This is a genomic window from Arthrobacter sp. NPDC090010, assembly GCF_044748305.1.
Classification (GTDB): Bacteria; Actinomycetota; Actinomycetes; order Actinomycetales; family Micrococcaceae; genus Arthrobacter_E.
On the sequence record NZ_JBIVFT010000002.1, the window covers coordinates 158,554 to 174,805 of the forward strand.

At 66.9% G+C, this 16,252-nt stretch carries 17 protein-coding genes; 2 read left to right on the forward strand and 15 right to left on the reverse strand.

The window, feature by feature from the left end; genetic code table 11:
• Positions 1-11 precede the first annotated feature (11 nt).
• The 9 genes from ACIPXZ_RS03535 to ACIPXZ_RS03575 form a co-directional block, all read right to left on the reverse strand.
• Entirely contained in the window at positions 12-1,016 is a 1,005-nt protein-coding gene (locus tag ACIPXZ_RS03535) for a HoxN/HupN/NixA family nickel/cobalt transporter (protein ID WP_400590755.1), read from the reverse strand.
• Positions 1,016-1,888: an urease accessory protein UreD gene (locus ACIPXZ_RS03540; protein WP_400590756.1), complete on the reverse strand. Its 873-nt coding sequence runs from the start codon at positions 1,886-1,888 to the stop codon at positions 1,016-1,018. Before ACIPXZ_RS03540 ends, ACIPXZ_RS03535 begins: the two co-directional genes overlap by 1 nt.
• Positions 1,885-2,499 (reverse strand): urease accessory protein UreG, encoded by a 615-nt coding sequence (gene ureG, locus ACIPXZ_RS03545; RefSeq protein ID WP_400590757.1) that lies wholly within the window; start codon positions 2,497-2,499, stop codon positions 1,885-1,887. The genes ACIPXZ_RS03540 and ureG overlap by 4 nt, the downstream gene beginning before the upstream one ends.
• 23 nt (positions 2,500-2,522) lie before the next feature.
• Positions 2,523-3,263 (reverse strand): urease accessory protein UreF, encoded by a 741-nt coding sequence (locus ACIPXZ_RS03550; protein ID WP_400590758.1) that lies wholly within the window; start codon positions 3,261-3,263, stop codon positions 2,523-2,525.
• Positions 3,263-3,736, reverse strand: coding sequence for an urease accessory protein UreE (gene ureE / locus ACIPXZ_RS03555; protein ID WP_400590759.1), 474 nt, complete (start codon positions 3,734-3,736; stop codon positions 3,263-3,265). Before ureE ends, ACIPXZ_RS03550 begins: the two co-directional genes overlap by 1 nt.
• Before the next feature lie 87 nt (positions 3,737-3,823).
• Entirely contained in the window at positions 3,824-5,917 is a 2,094-nt protein-coding gene (gene ureC, locus ACIPXZ_RS03560; protein ID WP_400590760.1) for an urease subunit alpha, read from the reverse strand.
• Between the two features lie 8 nt (positions 5,918-5,925).
• Positions 5,926-6,228: an urease subunit gamma gene (locus ACIPXZ_RS03565; RefSeq protein WP_400590761.1), complete on the reverse strand. Its 303-nt coding sequence runs from the start codon at positions 6,226-6,228 to the stop codon at positions 5,926-5,928.
• A 155-nt stretch (positions 6,229-6,383) separates the two neighbouring features.
• Complete coding sequence (locus tag ACIPXZ_RS03570) at positions 6,384-8,081, reverse strand: purine-cytosine permease family protein (RefSeq protein WP_400590762.1); 1,698 nt, start codon at positions 8,079-8,081, stop codon at positions 6,384-6,386.
• Between the two features lie 237 nt (positions 8,082-8,318).
• Positions 8,319-9,185, reverse strand: coding sequence for an HAD hydrolase family protein (locus ACIPXZ_RS03575; protein ID WP_400590763.1), 867 nt, complete (start codon positions 9,183-9,185; stop codon positions 8,319-8,321).
• On the opposite strand from ACIPXZ_RS03575, the gene ACIPXZ_RS03580 reads away from it, so the two are divergent.
• Positions 9,184-9,327 carry a hypothetical protein gene (locus ACIPXZ_RS03580; protein WP_400590764.1) on the forward strand — a complete coding sequence of 48 codons (144 nt, stop codon included), beginning with the start codon at positions 9,184-9,186 and terminating at the stop codon, positions 9,325-9,327. The genes ACIPXZ_RS03575 and ACIPXZ_RS03580 overlap by 2 nt on opposite strands.
• Here the strand turns inward: ACIPXZ_RS03580 and ACIPXZ_RS03585 are convergent.
• Entirely contained in the window at positions 9,308-10,246 is a 939-nt protein-coding gene (locus ACIPXZ_RS03585) for a DMT family transporter (RefSeq protein WP_400590765.1), read from the reverse strand. The two genes, ACIPXZ_RS03580 and ACIPXZ_RS03585, sit on opposite strands and share 20 nt — an antisense overlap.
• A gap of 92 nt (positions 10,247-10,338) precedes the next feature.
• On the opposite strand from ACIPXZ_RS03585, the gene ACIPXZ_RS03590 reads away from it, so the two are divergent.
• Entirely contained in the window at positions 10,339-11,202 is an 864-nt protein-coding gene (locus ACIPXZ_RS03590; protein WP_400590766.1) for a LysR family transcriptional regulator, read from the forward strand.
• On the opposite strand, the gene ACIPXZ_RS03595 is transcribed toward ACIPXZ_RS03590, so the two are convergent.
• From ACIPXZ_RS03595 to ACIPXZ_RS03615, 5 genes are read right to left on the reverse strand one after another with little or no spacing between them, the layout of a single operon-like run.
• Positions 11,199-11,909, reverse strand: a complete 711-nt coding sequence (locus tag ACIPXZ_RS03595) for a gamma-glutamyl-gamma-aminobutyrate hydrolase family protein (protein WP_400590767.1) — start codon at positions 11,907-11,909, stop codon at positions 11,199-11,201. The two genes, ACIPXZ_RS03590 and ACIPXZ_RS03595, sit on opposite strands and share 4 nt — an antisense overlap.
• The gene (locus ACIPXZ_RS03600; protein ID WP_400590768.1) at positions 11,902-12,681 is read right to left on the reverse strand and encodes a 3-oxoacyl-ACP reductase; all 780 of its coding nucleotides are present in this window, start codon (positions 12,679-12,681) and stop codon (positions 11,902-11,904) included. Before ACIPXZ_RS03600 ends, ACIPXZ_RS03595 begins: the two co-directional genes overlap by 8 nt.
• A gap of 40 nt (positions 12,682-12,721) precedes the next feature.
• Positions 12,722-14,116 carry an aldehyde dehydrogenase family protein gene (locus ACIPXZ_RS03605; protein ID WP_400590769.1) on the reverse strand — a complete coding sequence of 465 codons (1,395 nt, stop codon included), beginning with the start codon at positions 14,114-14,116 and terminating at the stop codon, positions 12,722-12,724.
• Positions 14,117-14,118: 2 nt separating this feature from the next.
• A complete protein-coding gene (locus tag ACIPXZ_RS03610) occupies positions 14,119-15,495 on the reverse strand; it encodes a glutamine synthetase family protein (RefSeq protein WP_400590770.1) in 1,377 nt (458 codons plus the stop codon).
• A gap of 10 nt (positions 15,496-15,505) precedes the next feature.
• Positions 15,506-16,252, reverse strand: coding sequence for a FadR/GntR family transcriptional regulator (locus ACIPXZ_RS03615; RefSeq protein WP_400590771.1), 747 nt, complete (start codon positions 16,250-16,252; stop codon positions 15,506-15,508).

Sequence of the window (16,252 nt, forward strand, 5' to 3'; positions counted from 1 at the left end):
CTCCGTGGACCCTACGGGCGCTCTTCCACGGGCCCGCGTTTCAGCCGGCCGGCCACCGCGAAACAGCCCCAGACCAGGAGGAATGAGGCGACCAGCAAAAGGCCCGCCTCCCCGAGGTCGACATCCGCGAGGAATCCCGACACCGGATCCTGCCAGCCGAGCAGTTCACGGAACAGCCCGTCGAGCGTGATGACAGCCACGAAGAGCGCCGAGACGGCTGACATCCCGGTCACCACCAGATTGAAGCGCACGCGGTGCAGTGGCCGTGCCAGAGCGCTCCGGTAGAGCGCCATCATGGCGAGACCGTTCGCGCCGTCGCACAAGGTCATGGCCGCCGAGAACGCGAACGGCATGGCGAGCAGCGCTATCGCCGGAACGCCCGCCAGTACGGCGGAGGCCGAGGCGACCAGCAGGCCCACCGTGGTTGCGGTGTCGAAACCGAGACCGAAGAGGAATCCGACGGCGTACAGATGACGCGGCCTCCGCACGGCACGCAGCGGTGCTGCCACCATCCGGGCGGCCAGCCCCCGTGGTTCGAGCTCGGCGGCATCGACCGTCTCCCCCGCGCTGAGCCGCCGGGCCGTCCGGGCTGTCGTCAGGAAGGCACCGCTGTTCCCGAGCCCGAGCAGAAGGAGGAATCCGCCCGACACCGCAGCGCCGATTCCTGCGAGGGCCGTGTTGGCCGGGCTTCCCTCCTCGAACAATTGGTGCATCGAGCCCACCCCCAGCACCACCAGGGAGCAGGCCAGCACCACCACCGTGCTGTGTCCCAGGCTGAAAGCCAGACCGACACCGGGGTGATAATGCCCACGGGCCGCGAAGCGGCGGCTCGAATTGTCGATCGCCGCGATGTGATCCCAGTCGTAGGAGTGCTTCACCCCGGCGAGATAGGCCACCGCGCACAAGCCGACCGCCTGAGCCGCATGTTCACCGATCGAAAGGGCCAGAAGGCCGATCGCGAGCACGTGCAGCGCCAGCACGACGACGCCCGCACGCGCACCGGGTGAGAGTCTCATCAGTACTTCCTCAGATCCAAAGGCTGCTGCCCGTGCCACTGCCGGCGCATCCAGTTCAGCGCCCCCTGAAGCACGGCCTCGACCATCTGGGTGCTGCCGCCCACGCTCCGCAGCGCGAACCCCGGAACGGCCAGCAGACTGAGAGCGCTCACCGCGCCCGTCGTACCGCTCCGTCCCGTGATCCCGAGCTCCGCGCGCAGCTCCTCGACCGCCGCCGTCGTCGCCCGGGAGTCGACCACCAGCAGGGTGCCCAGGTGAGAGGCCCCGCCGAGCATGAGCGGGCCGACGCCGTCCTGCCCCGGTCTGAGCAGGAGGTTGTCCAGGACCGCCAGCCTGCCGTCCACATGGATCTCGGTGCGCAGCGAGACTTCGTCGAAAGCGAACGGCGTCCCGTCCGGCGACCAGCCATGGGTCACGGTCTCCGCCAGAGCCAGAGAGGCGGCTGAGGACATCCGGACCACGGTGTCCTGGCGATAGCTCGCGCCTTCATAGGCGATGAGCCCGTCCGGCACGGACTCCAGCCGGGCTCCGTCCTCCAGGACGAACTCCTGCCGCGCACTCACGGGTCCCTGTGGCGTGCGGTAGACCTTCGTCGCCGATTGGGTGGTCAGCTGCAAGGCGGCCCCCGCGGTCATGGATGCCGAGAGACGGTAGCTGTCACCCCCGAGATACCCGCCGCCCGGGTTGATCGCAATGACCGAAACCTGGCCCGAGGTGTCCGGATAGTGCGGGCGCAGGACCCGCAAGGCACCCGAATGCCCCTGCCGGACCACCACGGAACGGCCGGCCCGTGCCTGGACATCCAGCGTGAGTTCCCCGGTGAAGGCCTCGCCCACACCCTGCGGCACGTGCGACACCGACAGGGCCGTCACACCAGGTCCGTCATCAGGACGTCCCGCCGGATCCACTCCAGCACGTAGTCCAGGCCTTCATCACTCTTGAGATTGGTGAAGCAGAACGGCTTCTGGCCGCGGAACGAGCGGGAGTCGCTTTCCATGACGGCCAGATCGGCCCCCACGTGCGGCGCCAGATCGGTCTTGTTGATCACGAGAAGGTCTGACTTGATCATGCCCTGCCCGGCCTTGCGTGGGATCTTCTCCCCCTGTGCCACATCGATGACGTAGACGGAGAAATCCACCAGCTCCGGGCTGAACGTGGCGGACAGATTGTCTCCCCCGGACTCCACGAAGATCAGCTGAAGATCGGGGTGCCGGGCTTTCAGGTCCTCAATGGCGGCCGTGTTCATCGAGGTGTCCTCACGGATGGCCGTATGCGGACAGCCGCCGGTCTCCACGCCCACGATCCGGTCTTCGGGCAGCACACCGTTGCGGGCCAGGATCTTCGCGTCCTCGATCGTGTAGATGTCGTTGGTGATCGCGGCCATGCTGAGCTCCCCGATGAGGGCTCTGGTGACGCGCTCCACCAGCTGGGTCTTGCCCGCTCCCACGGGACCGCCGATTCCGATGATCACGGGGTCGTTCATGTCTTGCTCCTCTTCCGGCTGATTCAACTGGCGAACATGCGGGCACGCTGATGTTCGTGCCGCATCTGATGTATTTCCAGGGCCGGCGCTGCCGCCCCGAAGTATCGCGGATCCAGCTCCCTGGACCGCTCGAGGGCGGCCGGAAGCCCTTCGCGCACGGCCGCCAGGACGCGCTGCCCGGCGAGCTGCCCGAGCGGGATGGCCCGCACCGCGTTGTACGCGAGCGAGGTCAGCGCCGCGTACAGATGGGCCTCCACGAGGGTGTCCTCGTCAAAGCCCTGCCCCGCCCCGGCGAGGGCGAAGGCGAGGACGAAGTGCCCCTGACTCCGGCCGTCCGCGAGTTGCCGGGCGTACTCTTGCACGCCCGGTGCGGGGAACGCCTGCTCGGCGATCTCGAGCAGCCTGCGTCCCATCCTCAGGCTGGCTTCCCGCAGCTGGCGCGGCAGCAGCAACGCGCCCAGCTCGGCGTCGAGCCGTTGCAGACCCTCGCTTGCAGCGCCGGCGGCCGGACCGCCGTCGTCGAGCTCCTTACTCAGGCGGCAGGCCCGACGGACCGCGACGGCGTCGGTGAAGCTCAATTGCGTGCTCAAGTACGCCAGCAGCCAGTCACGAAGACTCGTTTCGTCCTGGACCTCCCCGGTTTCCAGAAAGGACTCCAGGCCGAAGGAATGGCTGAACGCCCCGGTCGGGAGAGCGGAGTCCGTCAGCTGCATGAGCGCCGCCAGGCCGGCGGACCGGGACCCCGCGGACTGTGGAACGGTCATCAGTGCGTGTGCTCCGCATGCCGGAAGGGCACCGACATGATCCGGTCCTGCCGGCTGAACGGCACCCCGTGATGAATCAGGAAGTCCTCCACCGTGTGGTCGTACTGGCAGACCAGGACCTCCGCACCGTACTCGGAGTCCACTCCGAAGAACTGGGCCTGCAGATGCCGGTTGCCCAGGGAGTGTGCGGCGAACAGTGCCTCTCCCACGCTGCGAGGCGCGATCACCAGCACGTCACTGGCCTCCACGGACACGACGACGGCGTTACCGTCTTCCGCGAAGAGGACGTCACCGTCTTTCAGATCGGCCGAGCCGGCCGGGAGCCTGACGCCCAGTTCACGTCCGTGATCGCTGGTCACGCGCTGAATGCGCTTGCTGAGCTCGGCTACCGGCAGGACGACTTTCTCCAGATGGCCGGAGGCATAGGGCGTTCCGTCCTCGTGGACATTGCCCAGGATCCGGGTCACGATCATGCGGGCCTCCTTGTCGAGGCTCCCGTGCGGACGGGAGCGGTGTGATGGCTGGGTGATGGAGCGGACCGGCTCAGAAGAGGACAGGCATCAGAACAGGAAATAGCGCTGTCCCAGGGGAACGACGTCCACGGGATCGCAGCTCAGGGCTTCGCCGTCCACCCTCACCTCGTAGGTCTGCGGATCGACCTCCAGTTGAGGGGTCTCCCCGTTGAAGGGCAGGTCCTGCTTCCGGAGCGATCTGATGCCCCGCACGGGCCGGATCACCTTCCGCAGACCGAGCTTCTCCGGAACACCGGAGTCGATGGCCGCCTGAGAGAGGAAGGTGATCGAGGACGCCTGAACGCTGCCTCCGTGGGCGCCGAAGGCCATTCGAAGAGTCTGCGGCTGCGGGGTCGGGATCGATCCGTTGGGGTCTCCCATGACCGAGTTGGCGACCGTTCCACCCTTGATGACGAGGTCCGGCTTCACACCGAAGAAGGCCGGGTCCCACAACACCAGATCGGCGAATTTGCCCACCTCCACGGAACCGACCCACTCCCCGATGCCCTGGGCGAGGGCCGGATTGATGGTGTATTTGGCCACGTAGCGCTTGATGCGGAAGTTGTCCGCCGGGCTGCCGTCGGGCGAGAGCGGGCCCCGCTGGGCCTTCATCTTGTCCGCGAGCTGCCAGGTGCGCAGGACCACCTCGCCCACCCTTCCCATGGCCTGGGAGTCGCTGGACATGATGGAGAAGACCCCCAGATCATGCAGCACGTCCTCGGCGGCGATGGTCTCGGGACGGATGCGGGAATCGGCGAAGGCGACGTCCTCCGGGATCGCCGGGCTCAGGTGGTGGCACACCATGAGCATGTCCAGGTGCTCCTCCGCAGTGTTGCGGGTGAAGGGGATCGTGGGATTGGTGGAGGCCGGGAGGACATTGGGGTGCGCCGCGATCGCGATGATGTCCGGCGCGTGGCCGCCGCCTGCACCCTCGGTGTGGAAGGTGTGGATGACCCGCCCGTCGATGGAGGCGACGGTGTCCTCCAGGAAGCCGCACTCGTTGAGGGTGTCGGTATGGATCGCGACCTGGACGTCGTATTCGTCCGCGACCGTCAGCGCGGTGTCGATCGACGAGTGGGTGGCGCCCCAGTCCTCGTGGATCTTCAGACCGACTGCGCCGGCGCGGATCTGTTCCGCGAGCGGCTCGGTGGTGCTGGCGTGGCCCTTGCCCAGGAGCCCGATGTTCACCGGAAGATCCTCAGCGGCCTGGAGCATCCGGGCGATGTGCCAGGCGCCTGGGGTGACGGTGGTGGCCTTGGTCCCTTCGGCGGGCCCGGTCCCACCGCCGATCATGGTGGTCACACCCGAGGTCAGTGCCGTGGGGATCTGGTCCGGGGAGATGAAGTGGATATGGGTGTCGATCCCGCCCGCGGTGAGGATCTTCCGTTCCCCCGCGATGATCTCGGTGGAGGCTCCCACGACGATGTCCACACCGTCCTGGATGAGTGGGTTACCGGCCTTGCCGATCGCCTGGATGTGACCGTCGCGGAGTGCGACGTCGGCCTTGTAGACGCCCGTGTGGTCCACGATCAGGGCGTTGGTGATGACCGTGTCCGGCACGTCCTGGTCACGTGTCATGCGGCCGTTCTGCCCCATGCCGTCTCTCAGCACCTTGCCGCCGCCGAAGACGACCTCCTCGCCGTAGACGGTCAGGTCCTTCTCCACCTCCGCGAACAGCCCGGTGTCGCCGAGCCTCACGCGGTCGCCCGTGGTGGGGCCGTAGAGCTGCGCGTACTGAGTCCGTGGAATGGTCAGATTCGGTAAGGAAGTTCCGGACGCGGACGACGGCGCGTCGTCGCCCTGCGGGGCATCCAACGGACCTTCGGTCAGTCCGCGCAGTCCGTAGACCTCGCGGGAACCGCCGAGCGGAATGAGCCGGACGGTCTTGCGGTCTCCTGGCTCGAAACGGACCGCCGTGCCGGCGGGGATGTCCAGTCGGAGACCGTGCGCGGCGTCCCGGTCGAAGTCGAGCTTGCGGTTGGTCTCGGCGAAGTGGAAATGGGAACCCACTTGCACGGGGCGGTCTCCCGTGTTCGTGACGTCGAGTTCGGTCACCGGCCGGCCGGCATTCAGGGTGATGGAACCGTCCGCGACGAGGGTCTCGCCCGGAGCGAATGAGGTGTTCTGCTCAGAGGGGATCATGGCCTGTCCTATCGGATCGGTTCGTGGACGGTGACGAGCTTGGTGCCGTCGGGGAACGTCGCTTCGATCTGCACATCGTGGATCATCTCGGCGACCCCGTCCATCACGTCCTCCCGGCGAAGGATCGTCGTACCCCAGGACATGAGATCGGAGACGCTGCGCCCGTCCCTGGCCCCCTCGATCAGTTCGTAGCTGAGAACCGCAACGGCCTCCGGATAGTTGAGTTTCAGCCCTCGGGCCTGGCGTCGCCGTGCCAGATCCGCGGCAACCACGATCATGAGCTTTTCCTGCTCACGGGGGGAAAGACGCATGGGCGTTCCTGTCCTACTGGGCGCCGTCTCAGGGGCTGGCGCACTCTCTGCTGGGGATTCCGATCGTACGACTCGATGAGCCGAAAATTGTTTCATGGAGCAACAGAAATTTACCGTGTCCCGTTTGTGACTGTCACGCGGCGTGCTGCACCTGATCAGCGCTGGGCGGGCAGGACATGTTCACCCTCGCGATCCGTGGCCAGGGCGAGCGACGACACATAGCGAACCTCGCCGTCCGGGCCATCCACCGCCGACCGGATCATGTCCGGGCGTTCGAACTCCAGACCCGTCACGTGGCACAGCAGCGTCTGGCCCGAAGGGTTGCCGTGACGGTCGAACATCGGCAGATCGACGCCGTCGTCCGTTCTGCGCAGATAGTACTTTCCGCGGGTCAGGACCGCCATGAACGGGGTGGCCAGGAAGGCGACCAGGATCGCCACCACCGGCGAGTAAGGCTGGACCACGGCGCCGAAAGCCCCGAAGAACACCGCGATGGACAGACCCGCCGAGAGCAGCATCGACACGAAACCCACCGGGTTCACCGCGTACAGCATCCCCCGGCGGAACTCCGGAACCTTCGGTGAGATCTTCAGAAGGTACTTGTTCACCCCGATGTCCGTCGCCACGGTGACCACCCACGCCATCGCGCAATTGGCGTAGAAGCCCAGAATCGCGTTGAGGAAGGAGAACATGTCCGCCTCCATCAGGACCACGGCGATGCCGACGTTGAGGACGACGAACACCAACCGTCCAGGGTAGCGCCGGGTGAGCCGGGTGAAGGAGTTGGTCCAGGCCAATGACCCGGAGTAGGCGTTGGTGACGTTGATCTTGATCTGCGAGATGACCACCAGCACCACGGCGAGCGTCATGGCAAGCCACGGCGGCATCATCTCCCGGTAGACGCCGAGGAACTGGTGCACCGGTTCGTTGGCCGTGGCGGAGGCGGACGGGTCGAGCCGGGACACCAGATAAACGGCGATGAAAAGGCCCACGGCCTGCTTGACGGCGCCGAACAGCACCCAGCCCGGCCCGGCAAGGATCACTGCCCGCCACCATGAGCGGCTGTTCCCGGGAGTCTTCGGTGGCATGAAGCGCAGGTAGTCGATCTGTTCTGCGATCTGCGCCATGAGTGAGAGACATACTCCGGCGGCCAGCATCGCCGAGCCGAGGTCCACTCCGCCCTGGCCCGAGGTTCCCTGATATGACAGGAAGGACCCGAGCGAGTCAGGATGTGCGATCACGAGATACCCGAGTGGAACCACCATGAGGATCAGCCAGAGCGGCGTGGTCCAGACCTGAAGTTTCGCCAGGGCGTTCATGCCGAAGATCACCAGCGGGATGATCAGTACCGAGGACACGAGGTAGCCGAGCCAACGCGGGATGCCCAGCCCCAGTTCGAGTCCTTGCGCCATGATCGAGCCTTCCAGGGCGAAGAAGATGAAGGTGAAGACGGCGAAGATGACGTTGGTCAGAATGGAGCCGTAGTACCCGAAACCGGATCCCCGGGTGATGAGGTCCAGGTCGATGTTGTATCGCGCGGCATAGTAGGCGAGCGGGAATCCGGTCACGAAGATGACGACGGCGGCGATCGCGATCCCGAGCAGGGCGTTGGCGGTGCCGTAGGCCATGCCGATGTTGGCCCCGATGGCGAAGTCGGCCAGATAAGCGATGCCGCCCAGCGCACTGGTCGCCACGACGCCGACTCCCCATTTCCGGTACGAGCGCGGCGCGAAGCGCAGGGTGTAGTCCTCCAGGCTCTCCCGGGTCGCGGCATGTGCCGTGGAGTCCGTCGGTGGACCGCCGGCCGCCGGTTGCCCAGAAGCGTGCGGCGGCGTCAAAGTATCCTGCGTCATGGGGCCTCCTGATGACATGAGATGCGTGCTGGGCGGGAGCGGGACGGCCAGGGTCGTGGCCGGCCGAACCCTGCCCTGACCGCTCGGTTTCGTCACAGAGGACGCTACGGAGCCCGGGTACCCACGGCATGTCGGAGGTGTTTCGCGCGAGTATCCGCGCGTATCACGCAGGTAAAAGCGCGTTACGGTCAGATTTCGGCCGAAGTGTCCCGGAGCGACCCGACAGCCCGGAAACCCTCAGCCGAGCAGGCCCAGCTCCGCCAGGGCACGGGCCACTCCGTGTTCCGCAGGACGGGCCGTCGTGCGGTCTGCCACCGCGAGAACCTCAGGAACGCCGCCTTCCACGGCGATGCCGATACCGGCATACTCGAGCATTTCCAGATCATTGGCGCTGTCGCCGATCGCAACGATGTCCTCGCGACGCAGGCCGAGATGCTCCTGCACGGTGCGGATGCCCACCGCCTTATGAACACCGGCCACATAGATCTCGCCTGCGGTGTCACCGAGGGACGACAGTGAACTGGGCACCAGGGCCACCTCGGGGCCCAGATCGGCGATCACAGTGGTCAACGCGGTGTCCGCCGCGAAACAGGAGACCTTCGCGAAGGAGACTCCGCGCAGATCGTCTCCGTACTGCATGGGCCCCAGGATGTCCGCCGTCGGATCCACTGCGGCGCTGTGCTTTCCGTGCGCAGCTTCCCGGGCCGCGAAAATGGGCGTCAGGATGTCCCTCAACCGTCGGTCGACGCCGCGTCGCCCGTGAACCTCGTGCGGAGCCTCCAGGATGTAGGCCGCGCCATGGGCGTCCAACGCCTCGATCACGCGGTCCCCGAGCCGCTGTTCGAAGCGAGTGTCCCGCAGGACTTCTCCCCCGATGTCGACTCGCGCCCCCGCTCCGGAAACGACGCCGTCGAAACCCGGCTCAAGGATATGGCCGGCGATCATCGCCAGTGGCCGGCCAGTGCAGAGGAAGATCTTGTGACCCATCCCCCGGGCAAGCTGCACAGCCTCCACATGCGCATCCGGAACGAGCCCGTGGTCCGCGTAGGTGCCATCGATGTCCAGAAAAACTGCACGGGAATGAGTCCCCGACTGGCTGTTCATGCTGTTGACTCCTCCATGGTCGACGGTCCTCGGATTCTATCGGGGAGAGCTCAGCGGCCGGGGGGATCTGAACGGTGGCGTCCGGGAGTTCGGCAGCGTCCTGAACGGCATGGTGCGTCTGCTCAGCCGCCCTTCGGACTGAGCTGGCGGACACGATCCCGGTTCCGGAGTGGTTCCCCGGACGGAGACGATGGCCCTCCACTGCTGGAGTGCGTTCCGCTCCCGCCCACGATGCAGGCGATCGCGCCGATCACGAGCCCGGCGAGTACTCCCGGGCTGGGGAGCTGGGCAAGCAGGATCCAGCCGAACAGGGCTGCGACGGATGGGATGACCGCGAACAGGAGCGACACCCTCGCCGCTCCGCTGCGTCTGACCGCGGCCATGTACACGGTGGTGCCGACCGCGGCGCTGAGGATCACCATCGCAGCCATGCTCGCTGCAGCCCTGCCGGGGTCCCCGAGAGACGGGGGTGTCAGTGCCGCCCAGATCGCCATGGGGATCGCCGAGACGAACTGCCCCACGGCGCTCGCCGGCAGCGGGTCGATTGTGGGAAGGAAACGCTGCTGGTAGACCCCTCCGGCGGACATGCCCAGGAGAGCCAGAAGCGTGAACAGGACGGCGGCGTCGATGCCGTCTGCCGAGACCCTGCCTGCGAACGCCACGCCGATGGCGACAAGACCGAGCACCAGGCCTGCGATGCCGCGCCTCGTCGGCCTTTCGCCGAGCCAGAGTCCGGCGAGCACGGTCGTCACCACAGGGTTCATCGCGATGACGAGGGCCGTCAGGGTGGGCGCGACGCCGAGGCGCATTCCTTCGTAGGCGAAACCGAATTGAACGGCCTGGGTCAGGATGCCGACGACGATCACGTGCCCCCATTGCCGGCCCCGGGGCCACCGTCGGCCGGTCAGGACGGCGACGAGTGCGAGCAGGGCCGCTGCGGCGACGAAACGGATCGTCAGCACCCAGGGAGCCGCGAGTTCGCCCAGTGCAAGGGCCCCGAGCGGGTATCCGAGCCCGTAGAGGAGGGTGATGGGTATCGCATGATGCGCGCGGAGTCTCATGCTTTCCATGCTCGTCTTGAGGGAAGCCGCACGTCCAACAATGATTAGCGTTCGTGATCAATCACAAATCGTGATCGAACTAGACTGGGGTAATGGACACCCTGGACGTCGTTCCACTCCGCTCGCTCGTGGCCGTCGCCTCGTGCGGCGGCTTCCACCGCGCCGCCGCAGCATTGCATCTCAGCCAATCGGCCGTCAGCCAGCACGTCCGACGACTCGAACAGGTCGTGGGGGCGCCTCTCGTCGAGCGGAGCGGAAGGCGGACCACGTTCACCCCACGCGGAGAGGCACTCATCGCCGAGGCGCGCCGATTGCTGGATCTGCACGACGACATCCTCAATGCCGTGCGAGTCCCCCGCGAATCGGCGACCCTGGTGCTCGGCTCCACCGAACACGGCGCTGAGCAGATCCTGCCCGAGATCATCGCCACCCTCGACCGCGTGGCCCCGGACACTGAGGTCAGAATCCGCCTGGATCGCACCGCCCGCGTGTCCGAGGCGCTGGCCGCCGGCCGCCTCGACCTGGCCGTGATCCTGAAACTGGGTGAGGCGAGCCCCGCTCAGAACAGTCTCCGCCTGGAGTGGTATGCCGCACCGGATTGGAAACCACCGGCAGGCGAGCCCGTTCCTCTCGTCCAGTTCGACCCGCCGTGCGTCCTCCGTCCAGCGGTTCTGGACCTCATGGCGGCCAGCCGTCACCCCTTCAGGACGGCGGTCGAAGTCGGCGATCTCGCCGGAGGCCAGTCCGCTGCCCGCTCCGGTCTCGGGGCGATCCTCCTGCCCGTCGTCGACAGCGGCCTTGAGGGGCTCCGTCCGGTCGCCGGACTCCCGGAGCCTCCCCCGGTCCGCATGGTCGTCCAAGGGCGGGACGGAGTGCCCGGCCATCTGGTCGCGACCGTCCAACGCGCCGTCGACCTCGCGCTGAGCGACACCGAACGTCCCCTCAGGAACGGCTAGCGGCTCCCGCGGGCCGCATCCACGAGCCCGGTGAACACCCCGAGGTCACTGTCCGTCTCGGGGTGCCACTGCACGGCCAGCACGAAACGTTCGCCGGGCTTCTCGATGGCCTGCAGCACGCCGTCGTCGTCCTTCGCGGCGGCAAGGTAACCCGGGTGCTCGGCGACCGCCTGGTGGTGGTGACACGGCGCCACCACCTCGGACGCGATGAGACCCGCCAGACGACGCCCGGCCTCCACCGCCACGCGCACTGTCCCGTAGGCGTTGTCGCCCCCTCCGTGCTCGTCGTGCCCGAGCTGATCCGGCAAGTGCTGGACCAGGGAGCCGCCGGCCGCCACGGCCATGAGCTGCATGCCGCGGCAGATGCCGAGCACCGGAAGACCGCGCACATCCGCCGATTCCAGCAGCCAGAACTCCGAGGCGTCACGGTCCTCGTACCAGAGCTCGACGCTCGGATGCGGCTCCTGGCCGTAACGGGCCGGGTTGATGTCCGCCCCTCCGGCGATCAGCAGGCCGTCCAGACGCCCGACGACGGCGCGCGCCGCCTCCGCGGACTCCTGCGGCGGAATGAGGACGGGGACTCCGCCCGCTGCCGCGACGCTGCGGGCGTAGGCAGCGGGCAGGAGATCCGCCGGGACGCGCCGCCAATGAGCCCAGTCGGCATCCTGGCGGTACGTGGTGATCCCGATCAGCGGCGCTTCACTCAAAGTCGGACTCCAGAGAGGTCACGTAAGCGTTGGAGAGGCCCCCGTCCACCAGGAAGTCCGTGGCCGTGATGAAGCTCGACTCGTCGCTGCCCAGGAATGCCACCGCATTGGCGATCTCCTCGGGCTCTGCGAAGCGGCCCATGGGCACATGGATCAGGCGCCGGGCGGCACGTTCCGGATCCTTGGCGAAGAGCTCCTGCAGCAACGGCGTGTTGACCGGCCCCGGGCAGAGCGCGTTGACGCGGATCCCCTTGCGGGCGAACTGGACGCCGAGCTCACGGGTCATGGCGAGCACGCCGCCCTTGGACGCGGTGTAGGAGATCTGCGACGTCGCGGCCCCCATGATCGCCACGAAGGAGGCGGTGTTGATGATGGAACCGCCACCCTGTTCCAGCATGTACGGCAGGACCGCCTTGCAGCACAGGTACACACTGGTCAGGTTCACGTTCTGGACCTTGTCCCAGGCCTCGATCCCGGTTTTCAGGATCGAGTCGTCGTCCGGCGGGGAGATTCCCGCGTTGTTGAACGCCACGTCGATCCGGCCGTACTTCTCCTTGGCCTGTGCGAACAGGGCCTCCACGTCCTCTGCGACGGTGACGTTCGCTTTGACGAAGAGTCCGCCCAGTTCCTCCGCGATCCGGGGACCGTTGACCTCGTCAAGGTCCCCGATGACCACGGTGGCCCCTTCCGCGGCGAACTTCCGGGCCGTCGCCAGGCCGATTCCACTGCAGCCGCCGGTGATGACGCCGACCTTGCCCTCAAGCTTTCCCACGGTGCTCCTCAATTGCTCGATTGATGTGTGTTGGTGAAGATCAGGATTCGGTGGAGATGAAGACGTTCTTCACATCCGAGAAGGAGTCCGGAGCATCCGGACCCAGTTCACGGCCCAGGCCGGACTGCTTGAAGCCTCCGAACGGGGTCCAGTAACGCACCGAGGAGTGCGAGTTCACGGACAGATTGCCGGACTGCACGCCGCGCGCCACGCGCAGCCCCCGGCCCAGATCGCGGGTGAAGATGGAACCGGAGAGCCCATACTCGGTGTCATTGGCCTTGGTGACGGCGTCTTCTTCATCGCTGAACGGCAGCACGGCCACCACCGGTCCGAAGATCTCCTCGCGCCAGAGCGGGTCCCGGTCGCCACGGGGCAGCACCACGGTGGGCGGCAGCCAGAAACCGTCCGATCCGGTCACGGTCCGCCCCGCGAAGGCTACGTCGGCGCTGTCGAGCCTTCCGGCCACGGAATCGCGCTGGGCGGCTGAGATCAGCGGGCCCATCTGGGCGCCTTCCTGGGCAGGATCATCGACGACGAAAGCCTCCACTGCGGGCTGGAGCAGTTCCAGGAAGCGTTCGTAGACGCTCTCCTGGACCAGGATGCGCGAGCGGGCGCAACAATCCTGACCGGAATTGTCGAACGCGCCGCCGGGCGCGCTCGCGGCGGCCAGCTCCAGATCGGCGTCGGCGAAGACGATATTGGCGTTCTTGCCGCCCAGCTCCAGCGTGACGCGTTTGATCTGGTCCGCACAGCCGCGCATGATGCCCTTGCCCACCTCGGTGGATCCGGTGAAGCAGACCTTCCGGACCAACGGGTGGGTCACGAAGCGCTGACCGACCACGCTGCCCTTGCCCGGGATCACGGTGAAGACGCCTTCCGGCAGACCCGCCTCCAGCGCCAGTTCACCCAGCCGCAGCGCCGTGTACGGGGTGAGCTCTGCGGGTTTGAGGACGACGGCGTTCCCGGCGGCGAGCGCCGGGCCGAAACCCCAGGCCGCGATCGGCATCGGAAAGTTCCAGGGGACGATGATCCCGACCACGCCCAGAGGCTCGTGGAAGGTCACATCGATGCCTCCGGCCACCGGGATCTGCTTCCCGAAGTGCCGTTCCGGTGCGGCAGAGTAGTAGTTGAGCACGTCGCGGACGTTGCCTGCCTCCCAGCGGGCATTGCCGATCGTGTGGCCTGCGTTGGCGACTTCGAGAGCCGCCAGTTCCTCCAGATGGCTGTCCACCACGGCGGCGAAGGAGCGCAACAGCCGGGCACGCTCCCCGGGTGCCACGAGCCGCCACTGCTCGAAGGCCCGCTGCGCACGCTCGATCGCCGCATCGGTCTCGGCGATGCCGGCCAGGCCGACATCGGCCAGCGCCGCACCGGTGGTTGGGTTCAGGACGGTGCTCTCGCCGGCTCCCGAGTAGGGGGAAGAAGGGAATCGCATGCTCACAGCCTTTCGAATCCGCGCCGGACTTCCCAGTCGGTGACGGCCGCGTCGAAGGCCTCCAGCTCGACGTCGGCGTAGTGCAGGTAATGCCTCACGACCTCCTCACCGAACACCTCCCGGGCGACGGCGGAGGAGGCGAGCGCTTCCCGGGCTTCGCGGAGAGTCGTCGGGACGTGAGGTGCGGCCGAGTCGTAGGCGTTGCCGACGGTCTCCGCTTCCAGTTCCAGGCCTTGTTCGACGCCGTACAGTCCCCCGGCAAGCATGGCCGCGAGCGCCAGATAGGGGTTCACATCGCCGCCGGGCAGCCGGTTCTCCATGCGCGCTCCGAGACCATGGCCCACCAGACGCACCGAGCAGGTCCTGTTGTCCTGGCCCCAGGCGATGGCGGTGGGGGCGAAGGAACCCTTGACGAAACGCTTGTACGAGTTGATGTTCGGTGCGTAGAAGAGCGTGAACTCCCGCATGGTGGCGAGCACGCCCGCGATGAAGCTCCGGTAGGTCTGAGTAGGCTCGCCGCCGTCCTCGAAGACCACCGAACCATCGAGCCCGCGCAGCGACATGTGGATGTGGCAGGAATTGCCTTCCCTCTCATTGGGCTTCGCCATGAAGGTGATGGACTTCCCGTGCGAGTGGGCGATGTCCTTGGCGGCCGTCTTGTAGACCGTGTGGTTGTCCGCCGTGGTGAGGACGTCGTCGTATTTGAAGGCGATCTCATGCTGCCCGAAGTTGCATTCGCCCTTCGCAGACTCCACGGTCATGCCCGCGCCGTACATGGCGTTGCGGATCTCCCGCAGCAGCGGTTCCACCCGGTTGGAGCCGAGCAGCGAGTAGTCCACGTTGTACTGATTCGCGGGAACCAGGTTCCGGTACCCACGGTCCCAGGCGTCTTCGTAACTGGTGTCGTAGACGACGAACTCCAGTTCCGTCCCGGCCACGGCTCGCCAGCCGTGCCCCGCCGTGCGGTCCACCTGCTTCTTCAGGATCGCGCGGGGCGAGACCGACACCGGCGTGCCGTCGGTCAGGGTCAGATCGCATTGGATGAGCACCTGGCCCGGCTGGTGCGGCAGACGGCGGATGGTTTCGAGGTCCAGGACGAACTCCATGTCGCCGTAGCCCTTCTCCCAGGAGGAGATGTCGTAGCCGTCCACGGTGTTCATGTCCACGTCGACGGCCAGCAGGTAATTGCAGCCTTCCGTGCCGTGCCCGAGCACCGATTCCAGGAAGAAGGGTGCGTGGATGAGTTTGCCTTGAAGCCTGCCCTGCATATCGGTGAAGGACAGGACCACGGTGTCGATCTCCCCCGACTCGATGGCGTCGGTGAGCTGCTCGACACTGAGCATGCGGTCGTTGCGTAGTGCTGTGGTCTGTTGGGTCATGCGCATTCACTCATTTCAGGAGGCCCTTCAGGAGGGCGGCGGTGGCGTCGCAATGTTCGTGCATGATGGAGCGGGCGCTCTCGGCGTCACCCGTGAGGATGGCGTTGACGATGCTGCGGTGCTGCTCATCCGAGTTGCTGATGTTGGCTGGCAGGAACGGGATCTCCGCCAGGTACTGATGAATCTTGGTCTGAACCACACTCGTCGAATGGGCCAGGGCGTCGGAGCCGCACACGGTGGCGATGGACAGGTGGAGCCGGGCGTCGGCCTGACGGTAGTCGCTCGGGTTTCCGGCCTGTTCGACCTCCGCGAGGCAGTCCCTGAGGAGGGCCTCCTGGGACGGCTCCAGCGCCATGACCGCGGCCTGATAGGCCGCGCCCGGCTCCAGAATCGAGCGGAACACGAGCGTCTGTTCGACATCCCGACGGCGGCCCGCCTGATCGGCGTCGTCCGCCCCGGTGGCCGCACTGCGGCCAGGGGTCCATTCGCCGGCCTGGGGGTTGACGATGGTTCCGCCGCCGCGCCCGCGGCTGGTGGTGACCAGGCCCGCGGCGCGCAGGGCGCTGATGGCTTCGCGGAGGGTCGCCCGGGAGACGTCCATGCGCTCCGCGAGGTCCCGTTCGTTGGGGAGCCGGTTGCCCGGACGGAGGACCCCCAGCCTGATGGCGGAGCCGAGCTGTTCCACACACGACTCGAAGGCCATGTGCCCTCGGACGGGACGCAAGACTGCGTCCACCAGGGGGGATTCGTTCTCCAT